This is a genomic window from Ruegeria hyattellae, assembly GCF_041537925.1.
Classification (GTDB): Bacteria; Pseudomonadota; Alphaproteobacteria; order Rhodobacterales; family Rhodobacteraceae; genus Ruegeria_C.
Genome location: NZ_JBGOSH010000009.1, coordinates 41,514 through 60,723, shown reverse-complemented (window position 1 = coordinate 60,723; position 19,210 = coordinate 41,514). Strand labels below are relative to the sequence as shown.

Here is a 19,210-nt window from a genome sequence, read left to right as displayed (position 1 = left end):
CCTTGCCGGGTTGCTTCCTAGAACTACGCGGGTCAACATTTTAGGGAGGTGCAAACGTCGACTTGGAGATCAGCATGCCGGACCTCGAAACAAACAAGAAAAACGTCATCGCTTTCTACGAAATGATGTTCAACGAGTGTCGACCTGCCGAGGCCATAGCGACCTTTGTTGGTGAATCCTATACGCAGCACAACCCGCATGTTGGCGATGGCAAGCAAGCCTTTGTCGAGTACTTCGAGCGCATGGCCGCCGAATACCCGGGAAAGCGTGTGGACATCAAACGTGCCTTTGCTGAAGACGATCACGTTATTCTGCATTGCCACCAAATCTGGCCCGATGGTCTCGAGTACGCAGGGATCGATATTTTTCGCCTGGATGCTGATGGTAAGGTTGTCGAGCACTGGGATGTTCTTCAGGAAATTCCAGCAAACAGCGCGAATGACAATGGCATGTTTTAACTTAACCGTTCTGACTACGGTGCATGGAACTTTGAAGACTCCTTTCGGCTGAGCCACGATAGTCAAAGGGCGTAAGTCTGATCCAAGAATCCCGCCGAAGCGTATCTATCAAGAACCTTTTAGAAAGGAGATAAATATGCTCTCGAAGAGTATTCTTGCCGCGACCCTTGGATTGCTTGCAGCTACTTCGCTTCAAGCTGGTGTACAAATTCGCTTCATAGAAGGCGCACCCAAGGACCGTTTTGTTCTGACAAATGTCGGAGCGTGCGAAGTAGATGCCTCGACCCTCAAAATCGACTTGTCGCAATCTGCCGGACGATTGGTTTTCGACGTTACCGAAAAAGGTGCGGGCGTAGAGGTATTCCAACCTCTCGAATTCGTAGAGGGTGCGGATGCTCTGCGGCAAATTCCAGCGGTCGTGGACGGGCAAGATTCAATTGAACTTGAGATCGCCTCCCTTCCAGCCGGGGACAAACTCGCCTTTACCATCGATGTAGACGACACCATCGGGCAACGCGAAATCACCGTAACAGGGTCGGAGATCGAAGGCGCCACGGTGTCATATTCCGATGCGGATAAGACCAGTATTGCAACCTTCTCATCCGAAGCGCTTGTCAACGTGACGACCACGGGTTGCTGAAAGCAGTCCCGCAATGTCGAATTTGTTGATCCGCGTAGCATTTCTTGCGCTCATGTTGGGAGGCGGCATCCTGATCGGGACACTGACCGCACCTGGCGATTGGTATGCTCAGCTTTCTAAACCGGCTTTCAATCCACCAAATTGGATATTTGGTCCGGTCTGGACGGTTCTTTATGTGTTGATCGCCATTGCGGGTTGGCGCCAGTTCGAAGCAGACCGAAGCTCGACTGCCATGAAGCTGTGGTGGGCGCAGATGGGTCTGAACTTTTTGTGGTCCCCAACCTTTTTCGTACTGCAACTGCCGTGGTTTGCTCTTGTGATCATTGTCGCGTTGTTGGCTGTAATCGTCATGTTCATCGCTCGGGTCAGGAATTCAGATCGGGTTTCCGCACTAGCTTTCCTGCCGTACTTTGCGTGGGTCGCATTTGCCACGGCCTTGAACTTTTCTATCGCGATACTGAACTGAGAAAGAACGATATGCGTGGAAACTTCGCTGGGCTTGTTTCAAGTCTTTTTATCATCGGATCTACAATGGCACTGGCTAGTGAAAATCTTGCAGAAGACTTCTCCGAGTCTCCGGAGACGCGTTGGGACTACGTTGCCGACACCGTCATGGGAGGAGTTTCCTCAGGGCAGGTGCAGTTTAGTTCGGAAGGTAATGATGCATTCGCGCGGTTGACCGGAACCGTCAGCACAGAAAACAACGGCGGCTTCATCCAGTTCCGACGCAAGTTGCCGGACAGGCCAGATGCAAGTGTATCGGGCATCAAGCTATTGGTGCGGGGCAACGGCGAACAGTACTTTGTTCACCTCAGGACGCGTGGCACGGTGCTTCCGTGGCAATACTATCAGGCCGAGTTCGCAACTTCTGACAAATGGACCGAAGTCTCTTTACCTTTGTCAGGCTTCAAGGCTTCAGGTGCCATGTTGCGCGCTATTCCCGTTGCTGACGAAATCACCTCAGTTGGAGTTGTAGCCTACGGGCGCGATCACGAGGCCCGTGTAGATGTCAGCGAGATTGGTTTCTACTGAAAGTCTACCAAGAGAGGGCTGTGTTCTTCATATAGGTCTGCAACGCCGGTATTTCTTCTTCCGTCAGTTCCTGAATGCGGATGTGCAGTTTCTTCTTTTTAGATGCTGAACCTGTCTTTTCTGAGCGAACATTCAGAGTAGGCTGCTTTCTGAAGAGACAACTCGTCTGGCAGTCTTAAGTTAAAAATACTTAATCAAAGCAAAGTACTTTCGGCAAAAAACAACTCCCACATGACGCTTATCAAAGGGAGTGAGTATCATGAAGAGGATTGCAGCTTTGGGCCTTGTTGCCCTGACCCTATCATTTGTTGGCACTGGTGCGTTTGCGGAGTGCTACTTTGGGAACGATGCGGTAACCGGGGCAGAGACGATTATCTGTGAGACAGAGAGTGGCTTTTCTAGCTGGGGCACGATGATCGCTGAAGCTTGAGCGTTTCGGGCACAACACCAAACTTTCTGTGAGTTTGTGTAAATCAGATCGAACTCTGCAATTGGTAACACCAAAGCCGAGGAACACTCAGCGCCGGGAGTGGTGACGCGACAGACTCTTTGATAGTTGTTGCGCGACGCGGAACCTCGGGTTTCGCTGCGATTCAAGAAGCTGCGCCAATTCTTCACCTTGGTTTGCATCGCTGGAAGTTTCAACTCACGCAACATTGCGCCGATTCTTGGCGTTCTCCGTCTCTCTGACCAGGCAATGTGATGGCCTCTGTTGTTAGGAGATCAATCGTTCTTTGTATTGACCCGTCACGTCACTGCCCCACCTTTCTAACTCAGTTTTGGGAGCATCCTGAGTGTTTGTGAGGACCACCGCCTTATTGATTTTTGCTGTGTCGACCCCGGCCACGGCTTTGCAGCTTCGCGAAACAGGGCGTTATGAACTCAATCAACCCGCAAGTCTTGACTACGATCCGACCTTTTGTGGGTTGTGGATTGCGAACGAGGGACCCGAGGCCGTTCTCGTTACATTGCAAGGTGATGAGTTGCGCCGCATATCCAGCGATCTCTTCCGTATCAAAGCAATTGCTATCGAAGGGGATCACTTGTTGGTAGGCGACGGTCTTGGCAGCCTCCAACGTGTCACGAAGGAAGGAGCCACTTTAGGAGCACCCTTTGAACTTGAAGGTGGATTTGCGGATACCGAAGGGATCGCGATCAATGCCAAGGGGCAGATCGTGACCGTAGAAGATGACCCGGAACGGTTGTCTTGGTTCACTTCAGAGGGTGCTTTAACGGCGAGGTTGGATACCATGGAGCTGTCTCCCCCCTTAAGCGAGGCACAGGGCATCGCGATTGACCCACGCACCGGTCACATGTTGATCGTTGATGACTGGGAAGGGTCAAACAGCCTGTATGAGTTCACGGCAGATGGCCAATTGCTCGCCCAGCAAAAGTTGTTGGAGTTCGGAACCGACCCGGAAGGCATCGCCATTAGGCCGGGGTCCAACCAACTGTTCGTTGCATTCGACGGTGGCGCGAAGATCGTGACATTTGACTACACACCCACCTTGCCTGAAGGATCGCCGCCGCTGCCTCCGGGCGCGGATTGTATGATCTTTTGAGAATTTGGCTGCTTGCTTGGGGCGACGCAGGTTTCGGCTAGTTGCGCTCTTTGTCTAGAGTTTCACGTATGAGAGTCAAATTGGGTAAAGACCTATTGAACGGTTCGGGCCCGAGTTCGGACAAAACTGGAGCCAGGGCTTCCGACATCCGCTCCATACAAGCTTTCAAAAACTCCACGCCTTGCGGCGTTGATCGGGCAATTTTCGAACGCTTGTCCTTGGGGTTGGTCTCAAGAGTGATCAAGTTATGATTTTCAAGGCTGGCGAGCATATGCGTCATCGATGTCTTGGGCACCTGGAACGCGTTCGAGAGTTGCAGTGGAGTCTCTCCCTCGGGGCGCCGAACCAGATGGCCCAATATTCCAAATTGTGTCGCTGTCATTCTACCGGGAAGGAACGCTTCTAGCTGGGTCGAGATCAACTGATTGATGATCCCGACCTCGGTGAAGAACCGGTAGACTTCGTTGGTCGCATCTTCAGGCTTCATTCAGAATTCGTGTCTCCAGCGGCCAGCGGGGGGTGGCAATTGGCTCGGGACCATACCCCAAACGCAACAACATTTGCACCGTGTGGCCCGGTGACGCAAGAAGCTCATGCGCCAGAGCGTATTCGTTGGCCATCTCAGGATATTCCTGAAGTGCCTGACTGACCGGATGAACGCCTAGTCCCATTTCGGTTGTCTTTAGGTAGAAACGCATCAATTGACGTCCGGCATCGAGTTGATCGCTTCGCGTATTTGTGGCTGTCGTGAGGACTGCGTATTGCGGCGTCGCGTCTAGCATGGCGAAGTAGCCTCGCATGTGTGACTGAGTGCCTGGGTGATCAACATTCATCAGGGTCTCATTGTCCAATAGACCGGTAAGTCGCAGTGTTTCCAGCATGGGATCGCGTAATTCAATCCCGTCTGGGTTGGCGTTGATTTCTGCTTTCCCGATCCGCATCAGGTCGACGGATTCTTTCAGCGTCTGCGGCGTTCGCATTTCGATTTCAAAAGCGCGTTTCGTAAGGTCTCGAACACGTGCCACTATATCCTCATCGGAAATCAGAGTGGCATAGTTTTCAAGGACCGACGATTCCGCCTTGGACAGCCGCTGTTCAGTGTACGGTTCTTTGTTGGAATGCCGTTTGAGGATTTGATCTGATAGTGGATCGGGTGCTCCGCCAGGAACAAACACTGCTTCTGCAATAGGTCCGTCATCCCCATCTGGCAGTAACTTGACCTCGGTATCAAACCCGAGAGCACCTGCTGCCAGAATCATCGTCTCAACAAATGCGCCGAGGCCAATATAGAGCTGGCGGTGGTAAGGATCGGTTTCCGGAAGCTCGCGATCTGTATCGCGGTGGATGCGCACCTTGCCTTGTCCAACCAACTCGACCAGCCAAGGTTGCAAATTGTGTGGATTGGGGGCGAGAATTGCGTAGGACAAAGCGGCTTTGCGAGGGTCGTCATACGGTTTTGGCGTCCACGGAGCCAGCGCGTCATGCGGCGTGCGTGTAGCGAGGAACCCAACCGCACCCGTTGCCGCCAAAATCGTGCCTCCGCCTAGAACTTTTAGAAAACGTCTTCTGTTTGGCATTTTGACTCTCCAATAGTACGATATCAAACTAAATAATACGAAATCGTACTACTTCAACCCCAGTCGATGCGGTGATTGGATGAGTGACTTGAAAAAAAGTAAATCAGAGCAGCCGGACGCAACCGTGGACTGCCGTGGGAGACAAGTATTCGGAGCGCCTTTAATGCCGAAAATAGGCAGTTATTTTAGGCGATTAACGACCGGACACGAGAAGATCAGAGGCTGGTGAGCCGATGCTTTTCGAGTATCCCGCAAAGCATAGCCTGTGCTTGCAGCCTGTGTTCTCGATGACGTTCACGGGCGACATCCGGTCGACTTTCACTAATCGCTTGGAAAACAACCCGGTGATCTTCATTGGATTTGACGGGCAGGGGCCTGATGAACAACGTCGTTGCGCGCGCGCGACGTACCTGGTCGCTCATCATGGCGACAATCGCTTCGACTCGTTTGTTGCCGCCCAACCGAACGAGCTCCTGGTGAAACAACTCGTCGGCCTCGGCCCAGGCTTCAAGGTCTTCGGCCTCGATGGCTTGGTCCATCTTTGCAATTGATCCAGCAAGGACCGCCAGTTCATCTTCTGAATAACCCGCTTCGGCAGCGCGCTGTGCTGCGAGACTCTCGAGTTCCGTCAGGATGTCGTAGATTTCACGCATATCATCTGATGAAACAGGCAGTATCCGCACACCTTTGCGGGGCCGCATTTCCAGCAACCCCTTACTTTCCAACATCAGCGCAGCTTCCCGTATCGGGGTGCGGGACATGCCAAGGGTCTCGGCGAGTTCCGACTCCAGATGGTCAGTCCCGGCTGCAAGTTCGCCAGACAGGATCATCTGTCGCAAATCCCTAACAGCGCGTTGCGTATTGGAAAGAGTTTTTGCGTCCTGATCCTTCACGGCGTCTCCAGGTTGATCTTTCGTCCCTCCGCAGCCGAGAGATAGATGCTTTCTTCGATGCGGATCACGTCCAAATAGTCTCGAGCCGTGTTCTCCAACGGCGTGCCTCTTAGAAGGCCTGAAACGACGTGACTTTGCAAGGCGTGGACGCAGTCTCCTCCAAATCCATCATGATCGCTTGGAGGTAGAATCTGCTGTCGCTCCTGTTTTCCAAAAAAACGGAGTTCTACTGAACCGTCGCCGTTAAGAACCAGTGATCCTTCCGATCCTTCGATGAGCGCTTCGCCCATGGTCTGACGCAGGTTTTCGGCGCTGTGGTCAAGGCATCTGTTGCCATCGAACAGAGCTTTCAAACCGTTGGGGTGGTCAAACAGGATGTAACCTGCGTCCTCGCCCGCGATAACGGGGTTAATTTGGCGCAAGTCCGCATAAACTGCGCTGGGCGCATCGAATAGAAACCGGAACGTGTCTACCCAGTGAACCGCTGTTTCATGAACCAGAAAACGTGGCATGTCCTGAAAGTACGGCTGCCGGTCAAGGTAGGCTCGTGGTCCCTGTCCGTCGCCCGGTCGAAGCCGGAAAGTCGCTTGTAGAGGTGTTCCGATTCGACCCTCGGTCATCGCCACTTTGATCGCACGATACCAGGGCTGAAAGCGAAAATTTTCATGCACGACAATAGTTGCGCCTACCGCCTCAGCCTCGGAGACGATCTTCTCCGCTTCATCCAGAGACAGGCAAAATGGCTTTTGGCAGATCAACCACTTGATACCAAACCGCAGTGCCGTTCGGATGGCGTCGACCTGCGCCACAGGTGGAAGGATGATGTCCACGAGATCTGGTTCTTCCGCCTCCAACATTCTTGACAGATCATCGTAAGCGGCCAATCCTGTTTCTTTCGCCTTGCTGATATCACGGTTGCAGGATGCAATCGGAACCGCTCCGGGCATTCGGGACCAGCTTTCGTAGTGGAACCTGCTGAAGTACCCCGCACCCACACACGCGACTCTGACGGTTTGGTGAGTATTCATGCCAAAAGTGCTTCCAATACCGATGAGGCTGCGTCCTGCGTTCCGGCGGTGCCACCTAGGTCGCGCGTCAGGTTCTGTCCGTTCGCAGTCACCTCTTCCACGGCTTCACGCAATCGTTCACCGTCGTTGGACAGGCCTGTGTGATCATGGATCAACCCCAACCATTCAAGCATCATTGCTGCGGACAGGATCATCGCAAAAGGGTTAGCAATACCCCGTCCCGCAATGTCCGGAGCGGAACCATGGCAGGGTTGGAAAACAGCGTGGTTCAACCCGATATCCGCTGATGGCGCCAGTCCAAGACCGCCCATGAGACCCGCACCAAGGTCGGAGAGGATGTCTCCGAACATGTTCTCAGTCACCAAAACATCGAATTCCCAAGGCTTTTGGACCATCCATAGAGCGGTGGCATCAACATAGGCATGGTCAGCTTTCAAATCGGGATGGCGTGCGGCCTCCACGTCAAAGATAGATCTGAAGAATGCAAAGGCCCTGAAAACATTGGCTTTGTCGACACATGTAACCCGTCCTTGGCCGCGACCGGATGCCTTGCGGTTCTTGGCGAGTTCAAACGCGAAACGGAACAGTTTTTCGGACACCTCACGAGTGATCAGCAGAGTTTCTCGTGCTTCGTGTTCGGTAACTTCGCCAGCGCCTTGGGTGAAGAACAGTCCTTCTGTGCTTTCGCGTATCAAGACAAAGTCGATCTCTTTTCCGGGGGGCAGCGCCAAGGGGGTCATTTGTCCGCTGCTTACCTTTACTGGTCGTACACCAGCGAAAAGTCCCAGTTTCTTTCGCAGATCGATCTGCGGTGAAATCTCGGTTCCGTCAGGGTAACGAACATCCGGCAAGCCCATTGCAGACAGCAGAATTGCGTCCGCATTGCGTGCGGTTTCGAGTGATCCAGCCGGAAACGATTCTCCAGTTTTGGCGTAGTGGCCTGCGCCTGCCGGCGCGTCTGTAAACGCCAGCTCGTAGCTGGGATTGTTGCCCGAGAGCTGGCGCAGGATTTCAAGCGTAGGGGTCATAATTTCCGGGCCGATCCCGTCCCCGTGGAACACCGCAACATCGTACATCTTATTCATCTTGGCCCGTTTCCTTCCCGTTTCGCATTCATAGCGCGATAGCAGCTTCCACTACAGTACGTTGACAATGCATTCTTTAATGTATACGCAAATAAATGCAATAATAATCGCGAAGTTGTTTTGGGAGGACTTGGAAATGAAACAAAATCTAGGGCGGTTGGCGGCTGCAGCCGTGATGGCGACCGGGATTACAGGGGCAGCTGCTGCGCAGGATTATCCCTATCGTGATATCACCACAGCTGTGGTCTGGGGGGCCGGTGGTGGCACGGACACGATCAACCGAATGATCATGGCCGAGATGGAAAAACACCTTCCGGTCTCGATCAATGTGATCAATCAAACAGGTGGTGTCGCAGGCTCCAACGGTATGGTTTACGTGATGAACCAACCAGACGATGGCTATACATTGGTTGGTCTGTCAGAGTCTAACGTCACCGCTGCTGTGCAGGGTGGTTGGGATAAGAAATTTGATTTTTGGTATCCGTTCATTGTTGGTGGATCACCTGATCTGATCTCGGTCCCGGCGGACAGCCCTTACAATACGCTGGAAGAACTGGTCGACGCTGCGAAAGCTGCTCCTGGCACAATTCCTGCGGCGGCTTCCGGCGCAGGTTCGATCCATCACTTGAATCTTCTAGCCATCGAAAAAGGGTCCGGTGCAGAGTTCAAGTTTGTTCCATACAAAGGCTCAGCGCCCGGGCAGGAAGCAGCGATAGCGGGTGAAGTTGCGTTGGTTGTGACGTCGCTGGCTGAACAGGCTCCGTTGATTGAAGGCGGTCAACTTAAACCGCTCGCGATGTTGACGCCCGAAGATGCGCAGATTGCAGGGGCAACAGTACCTTCTGCCTTTGGCATCTATGACGGTCTCGATCAGTATTTGCCGCTCAAACAGGCCATCGGGTTTGCAGTCCACAGTTCAGCCGGGGACGATGTAAAGGCCGCGCTTGGTGATGCCTTCGAGCAAGCTATTGCCTCCGACACCGTCGCCGAATGGGCCGCGGCAAACAATTACGATGTCGGTGGTCAACACGGTGAAGAAGCTCAAGAACTGTTTGCGAACCTCGAGGCTACTTTTGCCTATACCTTGCAAGACCTTGGCGCTGCCACAGTGGATCCGGCCTCGCTGGGTATCGCGCAGCCCTAATCCGATCAATTTTGAAAGGGCGCGCTTGATCGCGCCCTTTCCCTCAGGAGGCAGGCAATGGACAAACCTGACGAAACACTGGTCATGCGGTCGCGCGACTTTTGGGCAGCAATTGTTCTTATAACAGTGTCCGTCTTTTTTCTTTGGAAGACGTCGGACATTCCGCTTTGGGGCGAAAACCGCGCAGGTGTAAGTGGATCGGATTGGTACAACTCGGCTGCAATTGTACCGCTGTTCATCTTCGGTGGATTGCTTAGCTTGTCTTTCGTTTTGCTGGCTATTTCAATCCGCTCAGGTGGTGCCCAAAACGCGCTCACTGCTTTGGGGATCGGATGGGATAAGTCGGAAGCCTATCGAGCTTCAACAATAGGCCTGATCCTTCTTGCATACGTCGTGGGGCTCGTTCCCAGAGTAGACTTCATTCTGTGTTCTGGGTTGCTGATTACAGCTCTGACTTATGGCTACTACGGCGGCCATGCGCGGCGTGCTTTGGTTGCTTGTATCGCAGTTGTCTCTGCTGGGCTTTTTGCGTTTGCTGTTTTTCCCGCGCAGGCGGACTGGAACGCGCACGGTGATGATTGGTTTACACTGGCTCTATGGGTCTCGCTCACACTTGTGGTGTTGACCAAAGCGTCCTCTGAGCCCGTTTTGAGGTTCGTGCCACTAATCGCGATATTGGCCCCGTTCATTCTGGTTTGCGCGATGGCCTTTGTTTTCCGCCAGAACGTGCCCGCGCGCGGGGGGCTGATCTTCAAGCAAATCGAATACCACTACTACGTGACGCTTCGTCCGCTATGGAAAGATTGACCGGATGGACTTTATCCTTTCGCAACTGGCTGGATTTGGGGCCGCATTCGTGGGCCTGGCAGTAGACCCGCTGACCTATCTGTATTTGATCGCATCCGTGTTCTTGGGCATCACGTTCGGCGCATTGCCCGGCCTGACCGCAACGCTGGCAGTGACGATCCTGACGGGTTTCTTCGGCAACAAGATCCCATTGGACTATTCGCTCATCGCTTTGCTCGGGGCCTATGTCGGCGCGATTTACGGTGGCTCTTATCCGTCAATCCTGCTGAACATTCCGGGCACGGCGGCCAGTGCGGCGACGGCTATGGATGGATACCCTCTGGCCAAAGCGGGTCGAGGGGGCGAAGCACTAGGGCTGACCACAACGGCCAGTTTCATTGGTACAGTTATCGGGACCATCACGCTTTTGATCTTTGTCTGGGCGTTGCTTTTGGTTTCAAAAAACATCGCAAGCCCGGAGAAAGCACTGCTGGCCCTGTTCGGCATTCTGCTTTCTGGCACTTTGATGAGCGAAGACCTGGTGATTAAGGGATGGATCGCCGGTCTGATCGGGCTTGCGATGTCCATGGTGGGACTCGACCCTCTGTTGTCTGAGCCGCGCTATACCTTCGGCTGGTCTTACCTGATGAGCGGATTTCAGGTCGTGCCGGTTTTGATGGGGGCCTTTGCGATCCCCCAAATCATCGAGGGTTTGAGGCATGTTGAGGCTGGAAAAATTCTGGCCCTGAAAGGCCGTATTCTTCCAAACCTTCGATCTATTCGACGCTACCTGCCAACCATCGGCCGGTCAGGAGTGATTGGGACAGGGGTAGGAGCACTTCCCGGAGTTGGCGAAGATGTCGCCGGTTGGGTTAGCTACGGTGTCGGCAAGACCGTATCTGCCGAGGGCGACAAGTTTGGAAAAGGGTCATTGGAAGGCCTGCTGTGCTCTGAAACAGCAAACAACGCCTGCATTGGGGGCGCGCTAATCCCGCTTTTGGTGTTGGGCATTCCCGGTTCACCACCCGCCGCGGCTTTGATGGGGGCTTTCAAGATCAACAACGTGATCCCGGGGCCCACGATAGACCCCGAGATCATTCTGCGCGTGGTTGCAATACTTGTGTTGGCCTCCCTGACAATGTTCTTGATGGGCCTGTTCACTGCTCGGGTTTTCATCAGAATACTCGCCATTCCGCAGACTATCTTCTTGCCGGTTGTGATGGTTCTAACAACAATTGGGTCTTTCAGCGTCGGTGGTGGCATCAATGATCTTTACCTGATGCTTGGCGTCGGCGCCGTTGCCTATTTCATGAACCTGATGAAATACCCAATCGCGCCATTGGTTATCGGGGTTATTCTGGGCAGCCTGTTTGACGAAACATTCCGCCGGTCGCTGTTCTTGTCAGATGGGGATCTTTCGGTCTTCTTTTCGCGGCCCGGTGCGGCCATTCTGCTGGTGCTCAACATTGGCCTGATCCTCAGCCAACTGCCCGTTGCGAAGCGCGCTTTCTCACGTCTGAAAGGACTTTCCGTCTGATGTTTGTGGTTACTGTCACCTTCACTCTCAAGCCCGGTACGAGAGACACCTTTTTGCCGCTGATGGTCGAAAACGCTTCGACCTCTTTGTGTGAAGAACCCGGATGCCAGCAGTTTGACGTTTGCCTCGGCGGCAATCCCGAGACAGTTTTTCTCTATGAGGTTTATGATGATAGCGTGGCGTTCTCCGCCCACCTGGAAAGCGCGCATTTCAAATCCTTCGATGCGGCTGTGGCTGATATGATCGCCACGAAGACAGTTCACCAGTATTTCGAGGTCATCCGATGAACGATTGGGAGATTCACGCCGTCAAGTATGCGGATCGCAATGCCCGCACTCGACGCGACAGCTTCATCTTGGATGACAATCACGACGCACCTCACGCGATGGACTATTTCGTTTGGGTATTGAAGCGCGGCAACGAAGTCATTCTGGTCGATACCGGCTACGACTCCGATGAGGCCGCCGCCCGTGGTCGTCCTATTGCGATGGACCCACGCGAGGCTCTGCGCCCCTTGGATATCATGCCGGAAGCGGTGACAGACATCATCGTGACCCATCTTCATTATGACCACGCGGGGGGGCTGCATATGTTCCCGAACGCGAAGTTGCATATGCAATCGGCGGAGATGGCCTTCGCCACAGGCCCCTGCATGTGCCACGACCATTTGCGTGCACCTTTCACGGCGGGCCATATTTGCGAGGTCGTAAAGCGTCTCTATTCAGGGAAGGTCGTGTTCTACGATGGAGAAGCCGAGATTATAGATGGGGTCACGGTGCACTGCATTGGTGGGCATTCGCGAGGGTTGCAATGCGTTCGCGTAAGGACGGAAGCCGGGTGGATGGTGCTCGCCTCTGACGCCTCGCATTACTATGAGAATTTCATGGCGCGCAAAGCCTTTCCCATCGTCGTCGACCTGCAGGACATGATGGATGGATTTAAGACGCTCGAGAGGTTGGCCTCGCATCCTCGACTTATCGTGCCCGGCCATGATCCACTTGTGCGTGAGGTTTTTCCTGTCGGAGCGGCACCGCATATCCATAGGCTGGATCCCGGGCCAACCAGGGACATCAAATTATGAAGATCGGCGTCATAGCGGACGACTTTACCGGTGCGAGCGATATTGCGAACACTCTGGCAAAGGGCGTTGAACCGGAAGGCGGATTACAAACGGCGCAGTTTCCGGGTACTCCGACTGCCCCAGCCGACAAAGAGATCGAAGCGGGTGTGATCTCACTTAAAAGCCGCACTGCACCTGTCGAAGAAGCTGTTGCGGACAGCTTGCGGGCCCTGCGGTGGCTTAAGGATCAAGGATGCCAGCAGTTCATTTTTAAATATTGCTCGACATTCGATTCCACTAAAGAAGGGAACATCGGCCCCGTTGCGGAAGCGTTGGCCAATGAACTGAGTGCGCAAAAGGTGGTTTTCTGTCCGGCCTTTCCCACCACGGGGCGTACGGTTTTTCAGGGCCATCTTTTTGTGCTCGGCAAGCTGTTGAACGAGTCTGGGATGGAAAACCACCCTCTTACTCCGATGACGGATGCCAACATCAGGCGATGGTTGCATTATCAGACTGAAGAAGCGGTTGGGTTGGTGCCAATTGACACTGTGAAGCAAGGTTCAGAGGCAATTGCTGCTGCTTTGCAGAAGGCCGACGAACGATTTGTAATTGGCGATGCGATTTCGGATGAAGATTTGTTGGCCTGGGGCGAGGCTCTTAAAGACGCCAAGCTCATAACCGGGGGTTCGGGGATAGCACTGGGGCTCCCCAGAAACTTCTTGAGAGGGACTTCACCCAAAAGTGCTGGCAGTGTGTTCACTGGTATCGCAGGGCCTGCCGCGATCCTTGCGGGTTCTTGTTCAGGTGCGACCCGCGGGCAGATCGATGTTCATGCGGAATCCCATCCGACTTTCGCCATTGATGTTCCGGGTGTCATGTCCGGGGATGTGACCACGCAAATGCTTCTGGAATTTTTTGAAGCGCATTCGGGTCAGGCTCCGCTCGTGTATTCATCGGGAAGCCCGGATGATGTTCGCGCGATCCAAAGTCAATTCGGTCAGGAAGTTGTGGCGGAAAAACTGGACAATCTCTTTGCAGATGTAGCACGAGAACTTGCCGAAACGGGGTACAAGCGCATTGTGGTGGCAGGAGGAGAGACGTCGGGAGCTGTCGCCAAGGCTGTCTCTGAGGCACTGGGGTCACCGGCCATGTCAATTGGGCCAGAGATTGACCCGGGCGTGCCGGTCCTGAGCGTTGGGAAATCTGAACCCATAGCGCTGGCTTTGAAATCTGGAAACTTTGGCGCTCCGGATTTTTTCGCGAAGGCCCTCAGAATGATGGAGGCTGGAAAATGAGTTCTGAAGAATTGGCTTTACGACAGCAGATGTCGGAACTGTGTGCATCGCTGTTTGTGCGTGGCTTTTCCGTTGGCACTGCGGGTAATGTCTCTGCCCGTCTGCATGACGGCATCCTTATGACACCCACCAACTCGACTTTGGGCAATGTTGACCCTGAGCGAATTGCCAAGATTGATTTGGATGGCAACCACGTCTCCGGAGACAAGCCGACCAAGGAGGTCTTTCTGCACCAAGCCTTCTATGAGACGCGGCCGGAAGCTGGTGCAGTGGTGCATCTGCATTCGACCTGGGCGACCGCACTGTCGTGTCTGGAAGACACCGATCCCAATGACTGTATTCCACCGCTGACGCCGTATGTGGTCATGCGCGTTGGCACGGTCAAACTGGTTCCATACGTAAAGCCGGGCGACCCGAAGTCCGGTGATTTGATCCGCGAACTGGGCGGCAAATATAGTGCGGTTCTGTTGGCCAATCACGGCCCCGTCGTTTCGGGAAAGGACCTCTTCTCAGCGGTTTGCGCGGCAGAAGAGTTGGAAGAAACAGCCAAGCTACTAGTGGCTTTGCGCGGCCTGCCAACCCGCCTTTTGGATGCTGAAAAAGTCGCAGAACTCAAAGAGACTTACGGAAGGATTTAATCGGACACCGATAGGGGGAGTCTGCAAACTTTTGGGCAAATCGTGCAAAATTATGAGCAAATACCACGCAAAGTTATGGGCAAGAACATCTGAATTTAATGATTGAAATCAATAGCAAAAGCGCAGCGTTATGCGCGTCCCTACAGGTTTTGTAGGATCGCCCATAATCGTTCGCGACACCCACAATCGTTCGCGGTCTGTGTGGTCAGTTTTGTTTGTGGTGGGTGTCACCACAAACAAATGCCGATGAAATCGTGCAAAAGGAATGGTGTGCGCTTTTCTCGAAGGTCTCTCGTTTTGATGGACGCCAATGTCTGTTGTGAGCGGCAAGTGGACATTCGTTGAAACGACAACGAATACCTGATTGTGGCCGAGGCATAGGTCAGTTCATTGAGCGTATCGGTGACGGGAACCAAAGGTCAAAATGCAGATGCGGCTTCCAAGATGGCTTGTGTCAGTTTAATTTACACGCCAAAGTTGTTGAGTATTCCGCGGAAATTTGAATCGACAGATTAGCTTATGAATGAGATTGACCTCCAGGCGGGAGTGGACAAGGCGCTCGACGCCCTACATTCTGATCGTCTGGCTTTGCTTTGCGGGGCGGGCCTTTCGATGGCTGCTCCAAGTTCGTTGCCAAGCGCTGCAGCACTCGCCTAGCATGCTAAACAAAAATATGACGCTACTTACGGCGCTGACCGGGACCCACTGCCTGAATCAATCGACGATCAGGCCGAGTATTTTTTCCAACGTGGTGAACTCGCGACCGGATATCTACGGACATATATTGACAAAGACTCTTTCGCGGCTGAGCCAAATAGCGGTCATTTCGCTACTGCGGACCTGTTGCTTACAGGCGCGATCACTACAGCGGTCTCTACAAATGTCGACGCGCTCATCGAGACCGCCGGGAACATGCCTTTCGGACATGTTGGAGCCGGCGTGACCCGGGAACAAGTAGCTGGTTTAGGGCCAGCAGTTTCGCCGCTTCTAAAAATTCACGGCTGTTGGTCCGATCCGCCTGGTACAGTTTGGGCGGCCAGTCAAGTTACGACCGAACCAATAAAAACGCGTATTGAGGAGTGCGGTGCGTGGCTAACCAATCGTCTTCTCAACCGCGACATCGTGATTGTTGGCTATTGGACTGATTGGGACTACCTCAACGAGGTGCTTGAGATGTCACTCAACGCAGTGGCTCCGAGCCGTGTCATTGTTGTAGATCCGTGTGAAACTGGAAGCTTCGCAGCTAAGGCGCCGGCGCTTTTTGAACTTGGGCAGCGTGCTACTGAGGAATTCCTCCACGTTTGTAGCTCCGGTGATCTTTTCCTCGAAAAGCTACGTATGAGTTTTTCGCGCGCGTTCGTCCGGCGCATCCTCCATGCAGGCGTCGCGACTTATACCGCTCAAGCTGGCACCGGTCCCGATAACACATGGCTGAACCCCTCTTCTACTGATGCCGACGTGCTTTGGCGGATTCGTCGTGATCTCGAAGGACGCAATCCTAACGAGCCAGCCAAGGCAAGAGCCCCAATCGAAGAGCCATTGCTCGGCATGACACTTCTTCAGCTTCAGGCCCGGGGTGCAATTGCTGAAGGAAGTTACTGGAACTTGAATGGACAACGAATAAGAGTACTTCGTACATCAAATCGCCCACTGCATGAGGTTGAGGCTGTATTCGCTCGAGAAACTCCACCAGTCGTGGCTCCTGAATACGTGATCGCGGTTGGGGCCGAGGCGCTACCACTACCAGCCAATATAGCGCGTGGGAGTGGGACCGGTTCCATTGCGCGTGGATCCTCTGGTCGCTGGTTGTCACGCAAGGACGCCGTAGAGGAGCTTGAGTTGTGACCGATATCATCGAGATGGCGAAACAACAGCTTGTTGACGGTGGGTACTCGGTCAAAACAACTGACGATAACGACGGTCCGGTGTTGCTGTTCGAGAATGATGCCGTTCTGGGCTTTGTTTTGTGCTTCCCAGATGCAGGGATCATGCTCGAACGGTGGAAGGAAATCAGCCAACGTATCTTCACGTGCGAGCAATTTGCATTGCGCCGCGCGGAGAGCAAAGCGTGGAATGCCTACCTTGTACTTCTCACGTCAACTCCCGGCGACTATGGAGAAAATATCATGCTCGGCGGTATTGAAGAGGACCTTGTTGGGACGCGAAAAATAGCCAGGGCCGGGGTTGCCGATGCCGGAGACGTTTGTTCCGCACTACTGCCGCTGCTTGCGATCCGCAATGCTCCGCGTCTCAATGCCCTGGATATGTCGGCGGAGATACGTTTGAGAACTACCGAGCTGCCGCGGGACTTGGTCGAAGGCTTCCTGAGCAGTGCTTCGGAAGGTACTCTAATCCAATTGCTGGAGGAAGATAAATGAAGCTCGCCTACGTACACGTTTGCGGCTTCCGAGGCTACCAGAAGCCGATTCGGATCGACTTTTCTGACAGTTTTACGATAATTGACGGCCGCAACGGCGTCGGGAAGAGCACGATCTTCGATGCGGTCGAGTTCGCGTTAACCGGAACCATCAGCAAGTACCTCGATGCAAAATCGGGACGCGAGTCCGTATCGGACTACATGTGGTGGGCAGGTGAAGGCGACGGGTTGACCGACAGATTTGTCGAAATTGGCCTCCGCGACGCCGCAGGAATCGTAACGGTTCGTCGAACGCCTTTCGACGACGAGGGTTCATATGCGGATTCGTTTCTGGACCGGCTAATCGATCCAGTGTTCGCGCCGAAGCTGCCAATGACACAGTTATGCAAGTCCACAATTATCCGCGACGAACACATCGCCAGGATGAGCCTCGACTTGAAGGAGGGTGATCGCTTCGTCCTACTGCGTGAAGCGATCGGTGCCCCGGACGCAGAAGAATGGATCGAGCGGGCGCGGGGGCTGGTTGCAGCGACTTCGGCGCGTGTATAGACCGCCACAGGAGAAGTCGAGCAAGCGGGTCTAAACTTCAGCAATGCTATGCGCCAGATGGACCAAGCGCGTGCCGCACTTCCTGAAGAGTCGCTGGTGAGCCAAGCTTCCACACGGCTTCGCGAAGTTTGCGCACGACCGGTTCGCATGACCAGCTCCCAGATATTGCGCGTCAACACATGGCTGCACTTGCGACACGACTCGACACGCTGGGCGGGCTCGCACAGCAATGCAGTGAAGTTGATCGCTTGCGGACAGCTCTGCCCCTCCTAAATGAGCGTGTGAAAATCGCACAAGCCGACGTGGCCCGAGCACAAATCGTGTTGGACGAAAACACCGCTTCTGTGGCGACGGCGCCGCTTTCAAGCGTGCTCAGTGAACAGGCGCGCCAACTCGAATCGTTGGCCAACATTGGCCGCGGACTTGGGCTGAGGGAGGGCCACTGTTCCCTCTGCGAAAGCGAAATCAGCCAAGGGCAATTTGATCAAGGGCTGCAGACTGCTTTGACCGTTGCAAGGCAGCTTGACGCGCAGGCGGTCGATCAGGTCGTGAAAGAGCGGGCTCTGGACACTGCCAGGAAAGAGCTGGCCGCAGCTGAAGAGTTGCATGAGAAACGCCTCGCCGAGCTTGAATTGGCCAAGAGGAGTGTAATCGATTTCGACGATCGTCTCGCGGCACAATCTCTCGAAGGTGAGAATCTGGCGGGCATAGAGAAGCAGATTTCAACGCTCGAGGCTGAGCGGCAAACGATCTCGCGGGACCTTCGCTTAGTCGACACGATTTCGCTTGACCGTGCTATAGCTCGAGCTGCCAACGATCAAGAAGACGCCAAAAAACAGATCGCGCGCGCCGAAGCGCGGCTGGGACGGGCGCGACTTGCGGAGACGCGTGCAAAGGCCATTCACGACGCTGCACGGCGCTCTGCGGCTGAAACGCTGGATCAGCAACTCGAACGAGTTCTGCCACTGATGTCTGAGCTTTATAGACGGCTACGGCCCCACCCTCTATGGGGAGACATTGAGTACAGCGTTCGTGGCGATGTGCAGCGCTTTCTGAAGCTTCAAGTCGGTGAAGGCATCAATCCGCAGTTCGTGTTCTCGAGCGGACAGCGCCGTGCAACTGGCTTGGCATTCCTACTTTCAGTAAATCTTTCAATAACTTGGCGTCGATGGCGCAGCATACTGCTTGACGATCCGGTGCAGATGTCGACGACTTCCGAACGGTCCATCTTTCTGAAGTGCTCGCCCATCTTTGCGAATCTGGCCGACAGATTGTTTGTGCGGTCGAAGACAGCGCGCTTGCAGAGCTCATGTGTCGCAGGTTGCCTGCGTCGGAAGGAGCGAGGGGAAAGCACGTTACCCTTGGTGCTGATCGCGAAGGGGCTCTTGCGGTTGTCAAAGAACGAGAGATAACTCCGATGAACAGACGCGCCCTGGTGCTTTCCGAAACATCGCGTAGCGCCTGAGAACAGCATCGAGATGCTCTTGTCGAATTGAAAGGTAATAAAGCGGTAATGCCTCAATCGGTCATTTCTGCTTTAACTCTTTTG

21 protein-coding genes are annotated in these 19,210 nt (G+C 54.0%); 16 read left to right on the top strand and 5 right to left on the bottom strand.

What is annotated here, in order from left to right; all coding sequences use genetic code 11:
* The first annotated feature begins 74 nt into the window (after positions 1 to 74).
* The 5 genes from AB1E33_RS19420 to AB1E33_RS19400 all read left to right on the top strand — a co-directional run bounded on the left by AB1E33_RS19420 (position 75) and on the right by AB1E33_RS19400 (position 3,692).
* Positions 75 to 458 carry a nuclear transport factor 2 family protein gene (locus AB1E33_RS19420; RefSeq protein WP_372578919.1) on the top strand — a complete coding sequence of 128 codons (384 nt, stop codon included), beginning with the start codon at positions 75 to 77 and terminating at the stop codon, positions 456 to 458.
* A 136-nt stretch (positions 459 to 594) separates the two neighbouring features.
* A complete protein-coding gene (locus AB1E33_RS19415) occupies positions 595 to 1,098 on the top strand; it encodes an aggregation factor core (RefSeq protein WP_372578918.1) in 504 nt (167 codons plus the stop codon).
* Between the two features lie 13 nt (positions 1,099 to 1,111).
* Positions 1,112 to 1,564 (top strand): TspO/MBR family protein, encoded by a 453-nt coding sequence (locus AB1E33_RS19410; RefSeq protein ID WP_085823615.1) that lies wholly within the window; start codon positions 1,112 to 1,114, stop codon positions 1,562 to 1,564.
* A gap of 65 nt (positions 1,565 to 1,629) precedes the next feature.
* On the top strand, positions 1,630 to 2,130 hold the full coding sequence (locus AB1E33_RS19405) for a CIA30 family protein (RefSeq protein ID WP_372578917.1): 501 nt from the start codon (positions 1,630 to 1,632) through the stop codon (positions 2,128 to 2,130).
* A gap of 794 nt (positions 2,131 to 2,924) precedes the next feature.
* Positions 2,925 to 3,692: a YjiK family protein gene (locus tag AB1E33_RS19400; protein WP_372578916.1), complete on the top strand. Its 768-nt coding sequence runs from the start codon at positions 2,925 to 2,927 to the stop codon at positions 3,690 to 3,692.
* Between the two features lie 37 nt (positions 3,693 to 3,729).
* On the opposite strand, the gene AB1E33_RS19395 is transcribed toward AB1E33_RS19400, so the two are convergent.
* The 5 genes from AB1E33_RS19395 to AB1E33_RS19375 all read right to left on the bottom strand — a co-directional run bounded on the left by AB1E33_RS19395 (position 3,730) and on the right by AB1E33_RS19375 (position 8,275).
* Positions 3,730 to 4,179 carry a MarR family winged helix-turn-helix transcriptional regulator gene (locus tag AB1E33_RS19395; RefSeq protein WP_085823617.1) on the bottom strand — a complete coding sequence of 150 codons (450 nt, stop codon included), beginning with the start codon at positions 4,177 to 4,179 and terminating at the stop codon, positions 3,730 to 3,732.
* Positions 4,169 to 5,269, bottom strand: a complete 1,101-nt coding sequence (locus AB1E33_RS19390) for an Acg family FMN-binding oxidoreductase (protein WP_372578915.1) — start codon at positions 5,267 to 5,269, stop codon at positions 4,169 to 4,171. Before AB1E33_RS19390 ends, AB1E33_RS19395 begins: the two co-directional genes overlap by 11 nt.
* A gap of 215 nt (positions 5,270 to 5,484) precedes the next feature.
* Positions 5,485 to 6,162 carry a GntR family transcriptional regulator gene (locus AB1E33_RS19385; RefSeq protein ID WP_143534918.1) on the bottom strand — a complete coding sequence of 226 codons (678 nt, stop codon included), beginning with the start codon at positions 6,160 to 6,162 and terminating at the stop codon, positions 5,485 to 5,487.
* Entirely contained in the window at positions 6,159 to 7,190 is a 1,032-nt protein-coding gene (locus AB1E33_RS19380; protein WP_372578914.1) for a Gfo/Idh/MocA family protein, read from the bottom strand. Before AB1E33_RS19380 ends, AB1E33_RS19385 begins: the two co-directional genes overlap by 4 nt.
* Positions 7,187 to 8,275 (bottom strand): isocitrate/isopropylmalate dehydrogenase family protein, encoded by a 1,089-nt coding sequence (locus AB1E33_RS19375; RefSeq protein ID WP_085823620.1) that lies wholly within the window; start codon positions 8,273 to 8,275, stop codon positions 7,187 to 7,189. Before AB1E33_RS19375 ends, AB1E33_RS19380 begins: the two co-directional genes overlap by 4 nt.
* Before the next feature lie 79 nt (positions 8,276 to 8,354).
* Here AB1E33_RS19375 and AB1E33_RS19370 point away from each other — a divergent pair, with 79 nt between their 5' ends.
* From AB1E33_RS19370 to AB1E33_RS19320, 11 genes are all read left to right on the top strand, one after another.
* Positions 8,355 to 9,419 (top strand): Bug family tripartite tricarboxylate transporter substrate binding protein, encoded by a 1,065-nt coding sequence (locus tag AB1E33_RS19370; RefSeq protein ID WP_372578913.1) that lies wholly within the window; start codon positions 8,355 to 8,357, stop codon positions 9,417 to 9,419.
* 57 nt (positions 9,420 to 9,476) lie between these two features.
* Entirely contained in the window at positions 9,477 to 10,226 is a 750-nt protein-coding gene (locus AB1E33_RS19365; RefSeq protein WP_085823622.1) for a hypothetical protein, read from the top strand.
* A 4-nt stretch (positions 10,227 to 10,230) separates the two neighbouring features.
* Entirely contained in the window at positions 10,231 to 11,742 is a 1,512-nt protein-coding gene (locus AB1E33_RS19360; RefSeq protein ID WP_085823623.1) for a tripartite tricarboxylate transporter permease, read from the top strand.
* Positions 11,742 to 12,029, top strand: coding sequence for a putative quinol monooxygenase (locus AB1E33_RS19355; RefSeq protein ID WP_085823624.1), 288 nt, complete (start codon positions 11,742 to 11,744; stop codon positions 12,027 to 12,029). Before AB1E33_RS19360 ends, AB1E33_RS19355 begins: the two co-directional genes overlap by 1 nt.
* Entirely contained in the window at positions 12,026 to 12,823 is a 798-nt protein-coding gene (locus tag AB1E33_RS19350) for an N-acyl homoserine lactonase family protein (RefSeq protein ID WP_372578912.1), read from the top strand. Before AB1E33_RS19355 ends, AB1E33_RS19350 begins: the two co-directional genes overlap by 4 nt.
* Positions 12,820 to 14,097 (top strand): 3-oxo-tetronate kinase, encoded by a 1,278-nt coding sequence (gene otnK / locus AB1E33_RS19345; protein ID WP_372578911.1) that lies wholly within the window; start codon positions 12,820 to 12,822, stop codon positions 14,095 to 14,097. The genes AB1E33_RS19350 and otnK overlap by 4 nt, the downstream gene beginning before the upstream one ends.
* Positions 14,094 to 14,735 (top strand): 3-oxo-tetronate 4-phosphate decarboxylase, encoded by a 642-nt coding sequence (otnC, locus tag AB1E33_RS19340; protein ID WP_085823627.1) that lies wholly within the window; start codon positions 14,094 to 14,096, stop codon positions 14,733 to 14,735. The genes otnK and otnC overlap by 4 nt, the downstream gene beginning before the upstream one ends.
* Before the next feature lie 939 nt (positions 14,736 to 15,674).
* On the top strand, positions 15,675 to 16,580 hold the full coding sequence (locus tag AB1E33_RS19335) for a hypothetical protein (protein ID WP_372578910.1): 906 nt from the start codon (positions 15,675 to 15,677) through the stop codon (positions 16,578 to 16,580).
* Positions 16,577 to 17,113, top strand: coding sequence for a hypothetical protein (locus AB1E33_RS19330; RefSeq protein WP_372578909.1), 537 nt, complete (start codon positions 16,577 to 16,579; stop codon positions 17,111 to 17,113). Before AB1E33_RS19335 ends, AB1E33_RS19330 begins: the two co-directional genes overlap by 4 nt.
* Complete coding sequence (locus tag AB1E33_RS19325) at positions 17,110 to 17,661, top strand: ATP-binding protein (protein ID WP_372578908.1); 552 nt, start codon at positions 17,110 to 17,112, stop codon at positions 17,659 to 17,661. The genes AB1E33_RS19330 and AB1E33_RS19325 overlap by 4 nt, the downstream gene beginning before the upstream one ends.
* 179 nt (positions 17,662 to 17,840) lie before the next feature.
* Positions 17,841 to 19,073: a coiled-coil domain-containing protein gene (locus AB1E33_RS19320; RefSeq protein WP_372578907.1), complete on the top strand. Its 1,233-nt coding sequence runs from the start codon at positions 17,841 to 17,843 to the stop codon at positions 19,071 to 19,073.
* Positions 19,074 to 19,210 lie beyond the last annotated feature (137 nt).

Coding starts and splice junctions, on each gene's coding strand:
- AB1E33_RS19420 (WP_372578919.1), top strand. CDS start 75: ATGCCGGACCTCGAAACAAACAAGAAAAACGTCATCGCTTTCTACGAA.
- AB1E33_RS19415 (WP_372578918.1), top strand. CDS start 595: ATGCTCTCGAAGAGTATTCTTGCCGCGACCCTTGGATTGCTTGCAGCT.
- AB1E33_RS19410 (WP_085823615.1), top strand. CDS start 1,112: ATGTCGAATTTGTTGATCCGCGTAGCATTTCTTGCGCTCATGTTGGGA.
- AB1E33_RS19405 (WP_372578917.1), top strand. CDS start 1,630: ATGGCACTGGCTAGTGAAAATCTTGCAGAAGACTTCTCCGAGTCTCCG.
- AB1E33_RS19395 (WP_085823617.1), bottom strand. CDS start 4,179: ATGAAGCCTGAAGATGCGACCAACGAAGTCTACCGGTTCTTCACCGAG.
- AB1E33_RS19390 (WP_372578915.1), bottom strand. CDS start 5,269: ATGCCAAACAGAAGACGTTTTCTAAAAGTTCTAGGCGGAGGCACGATT.
- AB1E33_RS19380 (WP_372578914.1), bottom strand. CDS start 7,190: ATGAATACTCACCAAACCGTCAGAGTCGCGTGTGTGGGTGCGGGGTAC.
- AB1E33_RS19375 (WP_085823620.1), bottom strand. CDS start 8,275: ATGAATAAGATGTACGATGTTGCGGTGTTCCACGGGGACGGGATCGGC.
- AB1E33_RS19370 (WP_372578913.1), top strand. CDS start 8,355: ATGTATACGCAAATAAATGCAATAATAATCGCGAAGTTGTTTTGGGAG.
- AB1E33_RS19365 (WP_085823622.1), top strand. CDS start 9,477: ATGGACAAACCTGACGAAACACTGGTCATGCGGTCGCGCGACTTTTGG.
- AB1E33_RS19360 (WP_085823623.1), top strand. CDS start 10,231: ATGGACTTTATCCTTTCGCAACTGGCTGGATTTGGGGCCGCATTCGTG.
- AB1E33_RS19355 (WP_085823624.1), top strand. CDS start 11,742: ATGTTTGTGGTTACTGTCACCTTCACTCTCAAGCCCGGTACGAGAGAC.
- AB1E33_RS19350 (WP_372578912.1), top strand. CDS start 12,026: ATGAACGATTGGGAGATTCACGCCGTCAAGTATGCGGATCGCAATGCC.
- otnK (WP_372578911.1), top strand. CDS start 12,820: ATGAAGATCGGCGTCATAGCGGACGACTTTACCGGTGCGAGCGATATT.
- otnC (WP_085823627.1), top strand. CDS start 14,094: ATGAGTTCTGAAGAATTGGCTTTACGACAGCAGATGTCGGAACTGTGT.
- AB1E33_RS19325 (WP_372578908.1), top strand. CDS start 17,110: ATGAAGCTCGCCTACGTACACGTTTGCGGCTTCCGAGGCTACCAGAAG.
- AB1E33_RS19320 (WP_372578907.1), top strand. CDS start 17,841: ATGGCTGCACTTGCGACACGACTCGACACGCTGGGCGGGCTCGCACAG.